Annotated in this window: 15 protein-coding genes; 11 read left to right on the top strand and 4 right to left on the bottom strand. The window is 66.9% G+C overall.

All coding sequences use genetic code 11. The features are described 5' to 3' along the window. Positions 1–185 precede the first annotated feature (185 nt). The 3 genes from WT24_RS20810 to WT24_RS20800 all read left to right on the top strand — a co-directional run bounded on the left by WT24_RS20810 (position 186) and on the right by WT24_RS20800 (position 3,171). Positions 186–944 carry a dimethylarginine dimethylaminohydrolase family protein gene (locus WT24_RS20810; protein WP_059501371.1) on the top strand — a complete coding sequence of 253 codons (759 nt, stop codon included), beginning with the start codon at positions 186–188 and terminating at the stop codon, positions 942–944. Between the two features lie 97 nt (positions 945–1,041). Continuing rightward, positions 1,042–1,506: an Lrp/AsnC family transcriptional regulator gene (locus tag WT24_RS20805; protein ID WP_060035742.1), complete on the top strand. Its 465-nt coding sequence runs from the start codon at positions 1,042–1,044 to the stop codon at positions 1,504–1,506. A 102-nt stretch (positions 1,507–1,608) separates the two neighbouring features. Next, on the top strand, positions 1,609–3,171 hold the full coding sequence (locus WT24_RS20800) for an amino acid permease (protein WP_060035741.1): 1,563 nt from the start codon (positions 1,609–1,611) through the stop codon (positions 3,169–3,171). 83 nt (positions 3,172–3,254) lie between these two features. On the opposite strand, the gene WT24_RS20795 is transcribed toward WT24_RS20800, so the two are convergent. Next, a complete protein-coding gene (locus WT24_RS20795; RefSeq protein ID WP_060035740.1) occupies positions 3,255–4,169 on the bottom strand; it encodes a LysR family transcriptional regulator in 915 nt (304 codons plus the stop codon). Positions 4,170–4,373: 204 nt separating this feature from the next. Here WT24_RS20795 and WT24_RS20790 point away from each other — a divergent pair, with 204 nt between their 5' ends. Together WT24_RS20790 and WT24_RS20785 are read left to right on the top strand one after the other, a co-directional pair. Next, a complete protein-coding gene (locus tag WT24_RS20790) occupies positions 4,374–5,759 on the top strand; it encodes an MFS transporter (protein WP_060035739.1) in 1,386 nt (461 codons plus the stop codon). A 143-nt stretch (positions 5,760–5,902) separates the two neighbouring features. Next, positions 5,903–6,301 (top strand): hypothetical protein, encoded by a 399-nt coding sequence (locus WT24_RS20785; RefSeq protein ID WP_059783990.1) that lies wholly within the window; start codon positions 5,903–5,905, stop codon positions 6,299–6,301. A 27-nt stretch (positions 6,302–6,328) separates the two neighbouring features. On the opposite strand, the gene WT24_RS20780 is transcribed toward WT24_RS20785, so the two are convergent. The 3 genes from WT24_RS20780 to WT24_RS35430 form a co-directional block, all read right to left on the bottom strand. Then, a complete protein-coding gene (locus tag WT24_RS20780) occupies positions 6,329–7,054 on the bottom strand; it encodes a glutathione S-transferase (protein ID WP_060035738.1) in 726 nt (241 codons plus the stop codon). A gap of 121 nt (positions 7,055–7,175) precedes the next feature. Beyond that, positions 7,176–7,349, bottom strand: a complete 174-nt coding sequence (locus WT24_RS35435) for a hypothetical protein (protein WP_257127535.1) — start codon at positions 7,347–7,349, stop codon at positions 7,176–7,178. Further along, on the bottom strand, positions 7,346–7,876 hold the full coding sequence (locus WT24_RS35430) for a hypothetical protein (RefSeq protein WP_257127534.1): 531 nt from the start codon (positions 7,874–7,876) through the stop codon (positions 7,346–7,348). The genes WT24_RS35435 and WT24_RS35430 overlap by 4 nt, the downstream gene beginning before the upstream one ends. A gap of 15 nt (positions 7,877–7,891) precedes the next feature. On the opposite strand from WT24_RS35430, the gene WT24_RS20770 reads away from it, so the two are divergent. The 6 genes from WT24_RS20770 to leuB all read left to right on the top strand — a co-directional run bounded on the left by WT24_RS20770 (position 7,892) and on the right by leuB (position 13,146). Beyond that, on the top strand, positions 7,892–8,713 hold the full coding sequence (locus WT24_RS20770) for a hypothetical protein (protein ID WP_060035737.1): 822 nt from the start codon (positions 7,892–7,894) through the stop codon (positions 8,711–8,713). A gap of 35 nt (positions 8,714–8,748) precedes the next feature. Further along, positions 8,749–9,507, top strand: a complete 759-nt coding sequence (locus WT24_RS20765) for a hypothetical protein (RefSeq protein WP_059501152.1) — start codon at positions 8,749–8,751, stop codon at positions 9,505–9,507. Between the two features lie 216 nt (positions 9,508–9,723). Continuing rightward, positions 9,724–11,133 carry a 3-isopropylmalate dehydratase large subunit gene (leuC, locus tag WT24_RS20760; RefSeq protein WP_059501151.1) on the top strand — a complete coding sequence of 470 codons (1,410 nt, stop codon included), beginning with the start codon at positions 9,724–9,726 and terminating at the stop codon, positions 11,131–11,133. A gap of 3 nt (positions 11,134–11,136) precedes the next feature. After that, positions 11,137–11,283 (top strand): entericidin A/B family lipoprotein, encoded by a 147-nt coding sequence (locus tag WT24_RS20755; protein ID WP_034205173.1) that lies wholly within the window; start codon positions 11,137–11,139, stop codon positions 11,281–11,283. A 65-nt stretch (positions 11,284–11,348) separates the two neighbouring features. Then, positions 11,349–11,999: a 3-isopropylmalate dehydratase small subunit gene (leuD, locus tag WT24_RS20750; protein ID WP_059501150.1), complete on the top strand. Its 651-nt coding sequence runs from the start codon at positions 11,349–11,351 to the stop codon at positions 11,997–11,999. Positions 12,000–12,078: 79 nt separating this feature from the next. After that, positions 12,079–13,146 carry a 3-isopropylmalate dehydrogenase gene (gene leuB / locus WT24_RS20745; RefSeq protein WP_060035736.1) on the top strand — a complete coding sequence of 356 codons (1,068 nt, stop codon included), beginning with the start codon at positions 12,079–12,081 and terminating at the stop codon, positions 13,144–13,146. Positions 13,147–13,185 lie beyond the last annotated feature (39 nt).

Here is a 13,185-nt window from a genome sequence, read left to right as displayed (position 1 = left end):
CGTGCCCGACACGGCGAGCGGTCCGTCTGCCGAATCCGCTGCGTGGTGCGCGCAATTCGACGCAATCGGCTGCCGGTGCCGCCGAAATCGACACGAATTGCACAATTTGGCTTCCGATAATGGTCCGGACACCACGCCGCCCGCCCGTGCGCCGCACGGATGCGGTGCAGACCATGGAGGAGTCGATGCAATTCACGCAAGCGATCGTTCGCCGTCCCGCGCCGTCCTGCGGCGCGGGTCTCACCACCGCCGCGCTCGGCGCGCCCGACTACGACAAGACGCTCATGCAGTTCGACGCATACTGCGACGCGCTGCGCGGGCTCGGCGTCGAGCTGACCGAACTGCCGCCGCTGGATGCGTTTCCCGATTCGCATTTCGTCGAGGACGTCGCCGTCGTCACGCCGGAATTCGCAGTGATCACGCGCCCCGGCGCGCCCGCCCGGCGCGGCGAGACGGTTCATATCGAAGCGGCGCTCGCCGCCCATCGCGACCTGCTGCCGATGCAGTCCGGCCGCCTCGACGGCGGCGACGTGATGCTGGTCGGCAAGCGCTTCTTCATCGGCCTGACGAGCCGCACCGACGCGGAAGGCATCGCCGCGTTCGACGCGCTGGTGTCGCGCCATGGCTACTCGGTCGTCGCGGTGCCGGTCGGCGCCGGCCTGCACCTGAAATCGGTCGTCAACGCGCTCGGCGACGACACACTGCTCGTCACGGAAGCGCTCGCCGCGCATCCGGCGTTCGCCGGCTATCGGCGTATCGCGATTTCCGCGGCGGACGAATATGCCGGCAACACGCTGCGCGTGAACGGCACGCTGATCACGCCGGCCGGTTATCCGCGCGTGCATGACGCGATCGCGTCGCTCGGCATGCCGCTGCACGTGATCGACACGAGCGAGTTCCGCAAGATGGACGGCGGCCTGACCTGCCTGTCGCTGCGGTTCTAGCCGATTGGCGCGCGACCGCTTCGGCCGGATAATGTGGCCCCGCGCGGAACGGCAGACGTTCCACGCATGAGCCACGACCCGACCGGAGCGAACGCGGATGACCGACAAGAAGATGCAGCTCGACAAGATCGATCTCCGGATCCTCGACATCCTGCGTACCGACGGGCGAATTTCCTACCGCAAGCTGTCGGAACTCGTGAATCTCACGCCGCGCCCCTGCCAGGCGCGCGTGGAGCGGCTCGAGGCGCTCGGCGTGATCGAAGGGTACCGCGCGGTGATCAACGCGCCGCGCGCGACCAAGCCGATCGTCGTGATCGCGCAGATCGTACTGGCTGACCACGGACGTTCGCAGGTGCCGTTCGAGGAGGAAATGCGCGCGAATCCGGCCGTGCTCGATTGCTGGCTCGTCAGCGGCACGTTCGATTTTCTCGTGCGGCTCGCGTGCGAGGATCTCGACGAATACCGGCGAATCGCGAACGCGTGGCTGGAAAGCTCGCGATTCCGGATCGAGAAGATCGTGACGACGGCCGAACTGCAGGCGATCAAGCGCAGCGTCGTGTGAGGCGACCGGCCCGGCAGGGCCGTTTTCAACGCGAATGACCGAGTCGATCGATTTGCATTCCAAATCAAATCGGTTGGCCGGGTCACCATCAGGATGAACACTATGGATGCTATGCAAGCGGCAGCGGAGACGGCCGAGCCGTCCGGGGCGACGCTGAAACGCCGTCTGCAGGGCCGCCACATCGCGATGATCGCGATCGGCGGCTCGATCGGCACGGGGCTGTTCGTCGCATCGGGCGCGTCCGTCGCGCAGGCGGGGCCGGGCGGCGCGATCGCCGCGTATCTCGCGATCGGGATCATGGTCTACTTCGTCGTCACGGGGCTTGGCGAGATGGCCGCGCTGATGCCGGTATCGGGCTCGTTCGCGATCTACGGCGAGAAGTACGTCGACGAAGGGTTCGGCGTCGCGCTCGGCTGGACTTACTGGTACAGCTGGGCGGTGACGATCGCGATCGAGCTGGTCGCCGCGCAGATCGTGATGCGCTACTGGTTTCCGGCGGTGCCGGGCGTGTGGTGGGGTGCGGGGTTCCTCGTGCTGATCTTCCTGCTCAATACGCTGTCGGTGCGCGGCTTCGGCGAAGCGGAATACTGGTTCTCGCTGATCAAGGTCGTCACCGTGATCGCGTTCATCGCGGCCGGGCTGTCGATTGCGGCCGGCGTGCTCGGCAGCGGGCATACCGGCAGCGGGCATACCGGCGCCGGCCATCCGGTCGGCTGGCGCAACTTCACGACCGGCGACGCGCCGTTCGTCGGCGGCGTGCACGCGATGATGAGCGTCGCGCTGATCGCGGGTTTTTCGTTCCTCGGCACCGAGCTGGTCGGCATCACGGCCGGCGAATCGGAAAACCCGCGCACGACGATTCCGCGCGCGGTGAAGCAGATCTTCTGGCGGATCATGCTGTTCTACGTGCTCGCGATCTTCGTGATCGGCCTGCTCGTACCGTATACCGATCCGAACCTGCTGAAGAGCGACGTGACCGACATCGGCGTGAGCCCGTTTACGCTGGTGTTCAGCCACGCGGGGTTCCCGCTCGCCGCCGGCGCGATGAATCTGGTGATCCTGACGGCCGTGCTGTCGGCCGGCAATTCCGGCACCTACGCGGCGACGCGGATGCTGTACAACCTCGCATCGGAAGGGCGCGCGCCGGCCATGTTCGCGACGCTGTCGCCGGGCGGCGTGCCGCGCAACGCGCTGTACGCGACGATGGCCGTCGGCGGGCTGTGTTTCCTCACGTCGTTGACCAACAACCAGCGCATCTATCTGTGGTTGCTGAATACGGTCGGCATCACCGGCTTCATCGCGTGGCTCGGCATAGCGGTCTGCCATTACCGGTTTCGCAAGGGCTTCCTGAAGCAGGGCTATCGGCTCGATCAACTGCCGTATCGCGCGAAGTGGTTTCCGTTCGGGCCGCTGTTCGCGATCGCGGTCTGCATCGTGATTTCGCTCGGTCAGGATTACCAGGCGTTCTTCGCGGCGCGCATCGACTGGATGGAGGTGGTGTCGATCTATGTGTGGATTCCGCTGTTCGTCGCGATCTGGTGGGCGTATCGCCGCGTGCGCAAGAGCCGGCTCGTGCGCTACGAGGAGATGGACATCGGGCAGTGGCTCACGCGCTCGGTCGAGGCCGTCGACGCGGCGGCCGTGCAGCATGGGCAGCCGCACTGATCGCCCGCTGCGCGGCGCGGCGATGGAGCCGGCCGAATCGGATGGCCGGCTGCCGTTGAAACGCGTCGCGCCGCCCCGCGCGTTCAGCGCGGCTGCTGCAACTGCGCTTTCATGAAATCCACCCACGCGCGCACTTTCTGCGGCACGTGCCGCGCCGCGACGTACAACGCGTAGACGTTTTGCCGCGGAAAGCGGTATGCGGGCAGCGCGTCGACCAGCGCACCGCTTGCGAGATCGTCGCGCACGAGCCATTCGGGCAGCAGCGCGACGCCGCTGCCCTGGCGCGCCAGTTCGCACAGCACCGACGCGTTGTCGACGACGATGCGCGGTTTCGCGTGTGGCCGGAACGCATGCTCGTTGCCCGCGCGATCGGTGAGCGTCCATTCCGCGATTCGTTCGAGCCGGCTGTGGCCGAGCTGCGGCAGGCGCGCCAAAGCGTCCGGCGACGCCGGTTGCGGAACGCCGGCGCGTGCCGGCAGGTCGGGCGCCATCACGGGCAGCACGTCGTACGTGCCGAGGCAGACGCCGCGATACGGCAGCTCGCGAAAGTGCTCGTGGCGGCCGAGCCGGATCGCGACGTCGAAGCGGTCGCGCACGAGGTCTGCCTGTGACGTATGCGTTTCGAGCCGGACGCGCAACGCCGGATGCCGCGCGGTAAATGCATGCAGCGCCGGTGCGAGGATGCGTGCCGCATATTCGACCGTCGACGTCACGCGCAGGATGCCCTCCATCCCGCCATGTTCGCCGCGCACCTCGTCGATCGCGCCTTCGGCTTCGTCGAGCACGCGCAGGCAGCGTCGGTAGAACCGCTCGCCGGCATCGGTCAGCTCGACGCGCCGCGTGGTGCGCGTGAGCAGCGTCACGCCTAGCTCGGCTTCGAGCTGCTTGATGTTGAAGCTGACGGCCGCGCGTGCCTGGTTCAGCGTGATCGCGGCGGCCGTGAACGAGCCTGCCTCGACCACGGCGCGGAAGACGACGAAACGATCGAGGCTCACCATGGTCGGGGCGCGGTCCTGTCGGTGCATGGAATCGCCCGAAGGGTACCCGAATGTGCGGTCGCGTGCGATGCGTCGAGCATTGCGGCGTGGCCGTACATGATCCGATTGTCAAAATTTTTCGACCGGACCGGTCGAATCCGGCCGCTTACCGGCCCGGCTGTCGGCCTCTACACTGCGGCGTTTCGTGATGCCCCGGCCGCCGCCATGCCAGACCGCTCCAGAATCGCCGCCGTCTATCTGCTCGGATTCGCGATCGATCTCGCGAACATGTTCATGCTGAACGCCGCATATCCGGCGCTGCAGCGCGAGCTGCACGCATCGGTCGCGCAGCTTGCGTGGGTCGGCAACATGTACGTGCTCGGGCTGACCGTCGTGATTCCGTTCGGCACGTGGCTGGCGCGTCGCTGCGGCGAGCGGCGCGTGTTTGGCGCATCGTTGCTGCTGTTCGGGGGCGGCTGCGCGGGCGTCGGTGCGGCGCCGTCGATCGACGCGCTGCTCGTGTGGCGGCTGGTCCAGGGGCTGGGCGGCGGGCTGCTGATTCCGGTCGGCCAGACGATCGCCTATCGCGCGTATCCGCCGCACGCACACGCGCGCCTCACGTCGATCGTGATGATGGTCGCATTGCTCGTGCCGGCATTGTCGCCCGCGATCGGCGGCGCGATCGTCGATCGCGGATCGTGGCGTGCGATCTTCTTCGCCATGGTGCCGATTGCGGCTGCGACCGAGGCGCTCGCGCTGGCATGGCTGCCGCGCGACGGCGCACGCGAGCGGCCTCCGCGGCTCGACTGGCGCGGGCTCGGCCTGAGCGCGGCGGCGCTGGTCGCGCTGCTGCTGGGGCTTACCGCGGCGGGGCAGCCCGGCGGGACGGCATTTCCGTGCGCGATGCTGGCGGCCGCGGCGGCAGCCGGCATCGGTTATGTGCGACACGCGCGCCGTGCGACCTCCCCGCTGCTCGACCTGCGTCTGCTCGCGCAACCGTGGTTGCGGACCGGCGTGGTGGTTTATCTCTGCGTGCCGGGCGTCTTTACCGGCGTCAATCTCGTCGCGTCGCTGTATCTGCAGAACGCCCTCGCATTGAGCGCCGCGCATGTCGGCGCGCTGATGCTGCCGTGGGCGATCGCGGCGTTCTTCGCGATCGCGACGACACGCCGCTGTTTTCCGCGCCATGGCGCGAAGCCATTGTTCGCGTGCGGAATCGCGATCGATTGTGTCGGCATCGCGTTGCTCGCGACGCCGTGGGCGCGCGTCGAAGCCATGCGCGTCGCGGCGTTCGTCGCGATGGGATTCGGCGCCAGCCTGTGCACGAGTGCGTCTCAAAGCGCGGCATTCGCCGATGTGTCGCCCGATCGGATGGGCGATGCGAGCGCGCTCTGGAACATCAACCGCCAATTGAGCTTTTGTGTCGGCGTGGCCGTGCTCGGCAGTGCGCTGAATGCGTTGCTGGCGCTCGATGCAGGCCCGCCGTCGCCGGCCCCGTACCGCTGGTGCTTCGGGCTGGCGGTGCTGCTGACGTTGCTGCCGCTCGGCTGCGTCGTGCGGCTTCCCGCGCATCGCACGCCGGCCGTGCAAGCTGTTTCATCCCGCCCCTGAGAACCCGAGAACCCGAGAACCCGAGAACCCGAGAACCCGAGAACCCGAGAACCCGAGAACCCAAGAACCCAAGAACCCAAGAACCCAAGAACCCAAGAACCCAAGAACCCAAGAACCCAAGAACCTGAGAACCTGAGAACCCCATGAATCTGCCGAATCCGTTTTTCAATGAAGTCGTCGACACGCACGTCGATATCGAACGCTGGCTGTCGGGCCGCGCGGAGCCCGGGCGGCTCGCGATGCTGATGGCGCGCTTTTCGCCGGGATTTTCGATGATCACGACGTCCGGCACGGTGCTCGATTACGCGGGCGTCGATGCGCTGTTTTCGCGCGGGCACGGCGCGCGGCCCGGGCTCGTGATCGGCATCGACGAATTGCGCGCCCTTGCGGTGTGGTCCGACGGCGCGGTGATCGGCTATCGCGAGACGCAGACCGACATGGAAGGGCGGCGCACGGTGCGCCGCTCGACGGCGTTGTTCCGGCGCGAAGCGGACGGCGTGATCGTATGGCGCCACCTGCACGAGACGCCGGTCGCCGCGTAGACGGCGAGCTGCGCGCCCGCGGGGCCGTTACTTGTCGAGCTCGGGATAGTGCCGGAAGATCCCCATGTCGTTGAACGGGATGCGGCGCTCCGATTCCAGGTAGCGCGCGACGGGCGGGTGCTGCGCGACGCGATCGTGCAGCGCGACGAGCGCCGCGATCTTGCGCTCCGCGCGCTTCATCGCTTTCGGAAACGCATAGCGCAGGCCCTCGATCAACTGGAACATCGTCAGATCCGCATAGCTGAGCGCGTTACCCGCGATATAGCCGTTCTCGTGCGGATTCTGTTCGAGCACGCGATCGAAGTAGCCGAGGAATTTCGGCAGCCGGTTCTCGAGGAAATCGGCCGCGCGCTCGGCCGCTTCCGCTTTCTGGTCCTCGTAGTACAGGCCGCTGCCGATCGGATGGTGCGTGTCGTGGATCTCGGTGATGAAATCGGCGGCGGTCAGCTGGATCTGGTGGACCCACAGCCGGCCGGCTTCGTCGTCGGGCGCGAGCCCGAGCCGCGTGCCGAGAAACAGCAGGATGTTCGCGGTCTGCCCGACGACCACGTCGCCCGCCTTCAGGAACGGCGGCGCGAACGGCACGCATTCCGCTTTCGTGCTGTCCATCATGCGCATCATCGCCGACACGCCCATGCCGCGCCCCGATTCGCGCGCGACGTCGACATAGTCGGCTTCGGCCGCCTCGAGCGCGAGCCGCACGTATTCGCCGCGTCCCTGGATCTCGGGCCAGTAATAGAGTTCGTATCGCATGCTGTTCTCCTGTTCGTTGCACCGGATGCTGCCGGCTGCTTGACGGTGGGGCGGCCATGCGGCGCCCGCTGCGAATAGACAGTCTAGGAGATCGCCGGAAAAGTGCCGTGCGCGTCGTGCGTCATGCGCCGCGTTCGCCGCCTTCGGGGCCGTAGAACAACACCCATGTCGAGAAATCGTCGGAGAAGCCGGTGAAGCGATGCTCGGCGTGCGCGGGCACGAACAGCGCGTCGCCGATCACGACGTCGCATGCGCGTCCGTCGACGACGAAGCGCGACATGCCGGCGGCGATCACGTCGATCTCGTCGCGCGCATGCGGTTTCTGCTCGTCCTCGATGCGCGGCTCGTACCGCCCGACGTCGCGCGGGCCATGCCGAAACGGCGTCGTGAACAGCGTGCTTCGTCGAGCCGAGCAAGCGATTCGTTCAGCCCGAACGCCATCGTCGTGTGCTCCGGATCGGATCGTGGGAACGTGCGTTGCGCCGTCGTATCGCGAAATCCGGAGAGGGCCGTGCCGTGCGCGACGATGCCCGCGCATCGCGTGCTTGCCACCAGTGAAACGGCGGCTGCGTTCGCTCGCCACGGATGAAACGCACGCGTCCGTCGATGAAACGGCATGACGATCGTCAGCCTTCGATCGACAGGTTCACCGCCATTTAATAAACGCCCACTACGATCCAGCATCGTCGATCGACGGGGTGCCGCGATCCGCTCCGCGCGTCGATCCTGTCGCCCGTTTTCCAGCCGGGCGACGTGCCCGATGGTCATTTCCCTGAACCCGCGATTTGCAACGCCGCGACTTGCTGCCGGCGTCGTTCGCATCGTTTCCTGTCTCTTATGAATCTGAATGCGTCGGTTTCTTCACGAAGAAAATTTCTTGCTGCCGCACCCGCCGTTGCGGCAGCCCCGCTGCTGAGCGCATGCGGCGGCGACGACGTCACGTCGGCACCCGTGACCGATAGCGCGCTCGCCGCGCAGATGTCGGCGAAACTGAACGCCCAGCTCGGCGATGCGGCGACGGTCGATGCGATCGTGCCGGCGATCACCGATGTCGGCTTCACGTGGACGCTGCCGACGGTGCCGGCCGCACGGATCGGCGCGATCGTCGCGTACAGCTTCGGCAATCGTCCGAACGCGGCGAGCGGCAATACATCGAGCACCGGCGGCAACCAGTCGGCGCTGCCCGATCCGGGGCCGGTGAACGAAGCGCTCGCGGACGCCGTGTACCGCATCCGCCAGTTGAAACCCGTCAAGGTCTACGCGCAGTGGGAAATCGCGCGCTTTCTCGTATCGAAATACGGGCTGGGCGCCGACGTGCTGACGTCGATCGAGCCGGTGATCGCGAGCGACGGTTCGATCGTGTACCTGAGCACCGCGGGTGTCGCGGCCGTGGCCGTATCGCGCGCGGGCGGTGCGGCGGCGATGGGCACGGTCGCGGTGGTCGGCCATCGCGATCATGCGAAGCGCTGCATCCAGACCTCGCAGCAGGCGGGCATGCAGGCGGCGGCGGTTGCCGAGGTGCCGCTGCCGACGACGTACGACCCGCAGTCGGGCCAGCCGTGGACGCGCAACCGCAGCCTCTATCTCGTACACGACATGTATGCGCAGATGCTGACGCACGCGATGACCGCGACGATGCAGGCTTTCCCGAAGGGCTGATGCTCCCCGTTGTTTTTCATTCGAATCCCGTGACCATGACGAACCGCCGCCATTTCCTGGCCTCTACCTCATTGCTCGCCGCATCGTGTGCCGCCGCCGCACCCGCTTTCGCGAGCGACGCCCCCGTTTCCGATGCGGAACTGCAGCGCCAGATGCTCGGCAAGCTGACCGACGAACTGAACGATCGCGCGACCGCCGCCGACGAAACCGGTTACCTGCTCGACACGTTTTTCTCGTGGACGCCGCCGACCGTCGACGCCACCGCGATCGACACGATCGTCGCGTTCGCCTTCGGGAATCGCGCCGGGGCATCGGCCGCCGCGCCGGTGCCGGGGCCCGTGAACGAGGCGATCGCCGATGCCGTGTTCCAGCTTCGGCAGAAAGTCGCGGCGCCGATCTTCGCGCAGCAGGAAGTCGCGAGCGTGCTCGCGTCGAAGTACGGACTGACGGCCGGCGTGACGTCGATCGCGACGCCCGCCGCGGTCGCGGGCAGCCCGATACCGACGCCCGATGGCGTGGCCGCCGCGATCGTCAGGCGGGCCGGGTCGGCCGCGGCGCTCGGCAAGGTCGGCGTGGTCACCCATCGCGATCAGGCGTCGATTGCCGTGCGCGTATCGAACGCGGCGGGGATGCAGGCGGCGGTGCCGGCGGGACTGTCGCTGCCGGGCGTCTACGACGCATCGGCGCAGCAGGCGGCGATGCGGCGGCGCGATCTTTACCTGATGAGCAATGCCGGCATGCAGCTCGCGATGCTGCGGCTCGATCTGATCAATCGCGAATATCCGAACGGCTAGGCGAGGGCACGGATACGGGCGCCGCACGCGCGCTCGCCGCGCGCCGGCTCGTGCGTGCCCCGTTTTGGCTGGTAATGCCGATACAGGTATTGGCACTACCAGCCAAACCACTGTTTTTAATGGGTTTTTTCGCGTCCGGCCTGCGCCGTGGCGCGTTGTGCGTGGCATAATCGACCGCATCCGCAAGGCTTGTAGTCACAACGACCCCGCATACCCATGGCACAGACTCTCTACGACAAACTGTGGAACACCCACGTGGTCCACACCGAGGAAGACGGCACGACCCTGCTCTACATCGACCGTCAACTGCTGCATGAAGTCACGAGCCCGCAGGCATTCGAAGGGCTGAAGATCGCGCAGCGCCCGGTGTGGCGCATCAGCGCGAACCTGGCCGTGTCGGACCACAACGTGCCGACGACGGACCGCAGCCACGGCATCGCCGATCCCGTCTCTAAGCTGCAGGTCGACACGCTCGACGCGAACTGCGACGCGTTCGGCATCACGCAGTTCAAGATGAACGACGTGCGCCAGGGCATCGTCCACATCATCGGGCCGGAGCAGGGCGCGACGCTGCCGGGCATGACGATCGTGTGCGGCGATTCGCATACGTCGACGCACGGCGCGTTCGGCGCGCTCGCGCACGGCATCGGCACGTCGGAAGTCGAGCACGTGCTCGCGACGCAAACGCTCCTGCAGAAGAAGAGCAAGAACATGCTCGTGAAGGTCGAGGGTGCGCTGCCGCGCGGCTGTACCGCGAAGGACATCGTGCTCGCGATCATCGGCAAGATCGGCACCGCGGGCGGCACGGGCTATGCGATCGAATTCGGCGGCTCGACCATTCGCGCGCTGACGATGGAAGGCCGCATGACCGTCTGCAACATGGCGATCGAGGCCGGCGCGCGCGCGGGCATGGTCGCCGTCGACGATACGACGATCGATTACCTGAAGGGCCGTCCGTTCGTGCCGACCGGCGCGGAATGGGATCAGGCCGTCGAATACTGGCGCCAGTTCAAGTCGGACGAAGGCGCGCAGTTCGACCGCGTGGTCGAGCTGAATGCGGCCGAGATCGTCCCGCAGGTCACGTGGGGCACGTCGCCGGAAATGGTCACGTCGATCGACGGTCGCGTGCCCGATCCCGAGCGCGAAAAGGATCCGGTCAAGCGCGACGCGATGGAGCGTGCGCTGGCCTACATGGCGCTCGAGCCGAACACGCCGATCGAATCGATCAAGGTCGACAAGATCTTCATCGGCTCGTGCACGAACGCACGGATCGAGGACATCCGCGCGGCCGCGTACGTCGTGAAGAAGCTGAACCGCCGCGTCGCACCGAACGTGCGGCTCGCGATGGTCGTGCCGGGCTCGGGCCTCGTGAAGGCGCAGGCCGAGCGCGAAGGGCTCGACAAGGTGTTCACCGATGCGGGCTTCGAATGGCGCGAGCCGGGCTGCTCGATGTGCCTCGCGATGAACGCCGACCGGCTCGATCCGGGCGAGCGCTGCGCGTCGACGTCGAACCGCAACTTCGAAGGCCGGCAGGGCGCGGGCGGTCGCACGCACCTCGTGAGCCCCGCGATGGCGGCGGCCGCGGCGATCGAAGGTCACTTCGTCGACATTCGCCAGCTGGGGTAACGCGTGACGGCATCGAAGCTCATCGCGCGGCTGGTCGCCGCGCTGGCGCTCGCGGGGCTGGGCGTCGGTCTGGCCGGCTGCAATACCGTCCGAGGCTTCGGCGAGGACGTCCATGCCGCCGGCAACGCGCTGCAGCGCGCCGCGGACTGACGCCACCCGAGAATTTGTCGATGGGTGCCGGCCGCGTGCCGGCCCTTCAACCGGATAGACGGATCATGGAAAAATTCACTGTACATACCGGCGTCGTGGCGCCGCTCGATCGCGAGAACGTCGACACCGACGCGATCATCCCGAAGCAGTTCCTGAAGTCGATCAAGCGCACGGGCTTCGGTCCGAACGCGTTCGACGAATGGCGCTATCTCGATCACGGCGAGCCGGGCCAGGACAACTCGAAGCGTCCGCTGAACCCGGATTTCGTGCTGAACCAGCCGCGCTATCAGGGCGCATCGGTGCTGCTCGCCCGCAAGAACTTCGGCTGCGGCAGCTCGCGCGAGCACGCGCCGTGGGCGCTGCAGCAGTACGGCTTCCGCGCGATCATCGCGCCGAGCTTCGCGGACATCTTCTTCAACAACTGCTACAAGAACGGTCTGCTGCCGATCGTGCTGACCGAGCAGCAGGTCGATCACCTGTTCAACGAGACGGTCGCGTTCAACGGCTATCAACTGACGATCGACCTCGACGCGCAGGTCGTGCGCGCGGCCGACGGCCGCGAGTATCCGTTCGAGATCGCCGCGTTCCGCAAGTACTGCCTGCTGAACGGCTTCGACGACATCGGCCTCACGCTGCGCTACGCGGACAAGATCCGCCAGTTCGAAGCGGAGCGGCTCGTGAAGCAGCCGTGGCTCGACACCAAGCTGGTCGGCTGATCGCGCGTTGCGGGCGCGCCGCGCGTGCGCCCGCCCGCCTGCCTGCTTCCCCAATACCCTATCCAGTCAGGAATTTCGCATGAAGATTGCAGTGCTGCCGGGCGACGGCATCGGTCCGGAAATCGTCAATGAAGCGGTGAAGGTGCTGAACGCACTCGACGAGAAGTTCGAACTCGAACAGGCGCCGGTCGGCGGCGCGGGCTACGAGGCGAGCGGCCATCCGCTGCCCGACGCGACGCTGGCGCTCACGAAGCAGGCCGATGCGATCCTGTTCGGCGCGGTCGGCGACTGGAAGTACGACTCGCTGGAGCGCGCGCTGCGCCCCGAGCAGGCGATCCTCGGGCTGCGCAAGCACCTGGAGCTGTTCGCGAACTTCCGTCCGGCGATCTGCTATCCGCAGCTCGTCGATGCGTCGCCGCTGAAGCCCGAGCTCGTCGCGGGCCTCGACATCCTGATCGTGCGCGAACTGAACGGCGACATCTACTTCGGCCAGCCGCGCGGCGTGCGTGCGGCGCCGGACGGCCCGTTCGCCGGCGAGCGCGAGGGCTTCGACACGATGCGCTATTCGGAGCCGGAAGTGCGCCGCATCGCGCACGTCGCGTTCCAGGCCGCGCAAAAACGCGCGAAGAAGCTGCTGTCGGTCGACAAGTCGAACGTGCTGGAGACGTCGCAGTTCTGGCGCGACATCATGATCGACGTGTCGAAGGAGTACGCGGACGTCGAGCTGTCGCACATGTACGTCGACAACGCGGCGATGCAGCTTGCGAAGGCGCCGAAGCAGTTCGACGTGATCGTCACCGGCAACATGTTCGGCGACATCCTGTCGGATGAGGCATCGATGCTGACGGGCTCGATCGGCATGCTGCCGTCGGCGTCGCTCGACAAGCACAACAAGGGCCTGTACGAGCCGTCGCACGGTTCGGCGCCGGACATCGCGGGCAAGGGCATCGCGAACCCGCTCGCGACGATCCTGTCGGCCGCGATGCTGCTGCGCTACTCGCTGAATCGCGCGGAGCAGGCCGATCGCATCGAACGCGCGGTGAAAACGGTGCTCGAACAGGGTTACCGTACGGGCGACATCGCGACGCCGGGCTGCAAGCAGGTCGGCACGGCTGCGATGGGCGACGCGGTGGTCGCCGCGCTGTAAGCGGACGGAAATGCAGTCCGGCAATTAAGATGAAAAGGG

Source organism: Burkholderia sp. MSMB1078WGS, from assembly GCF_001528895.1.
GTDB lineage: Bacteria > Pseudomonadota > Gammaproteobacteria > Burkholderiales > Burkholderiaceae > Burkholderia.
Note: the sequence above shows the minus strand (reverse complement) of the source record. Positions and strands in the feature narration are given on the sequence as shown.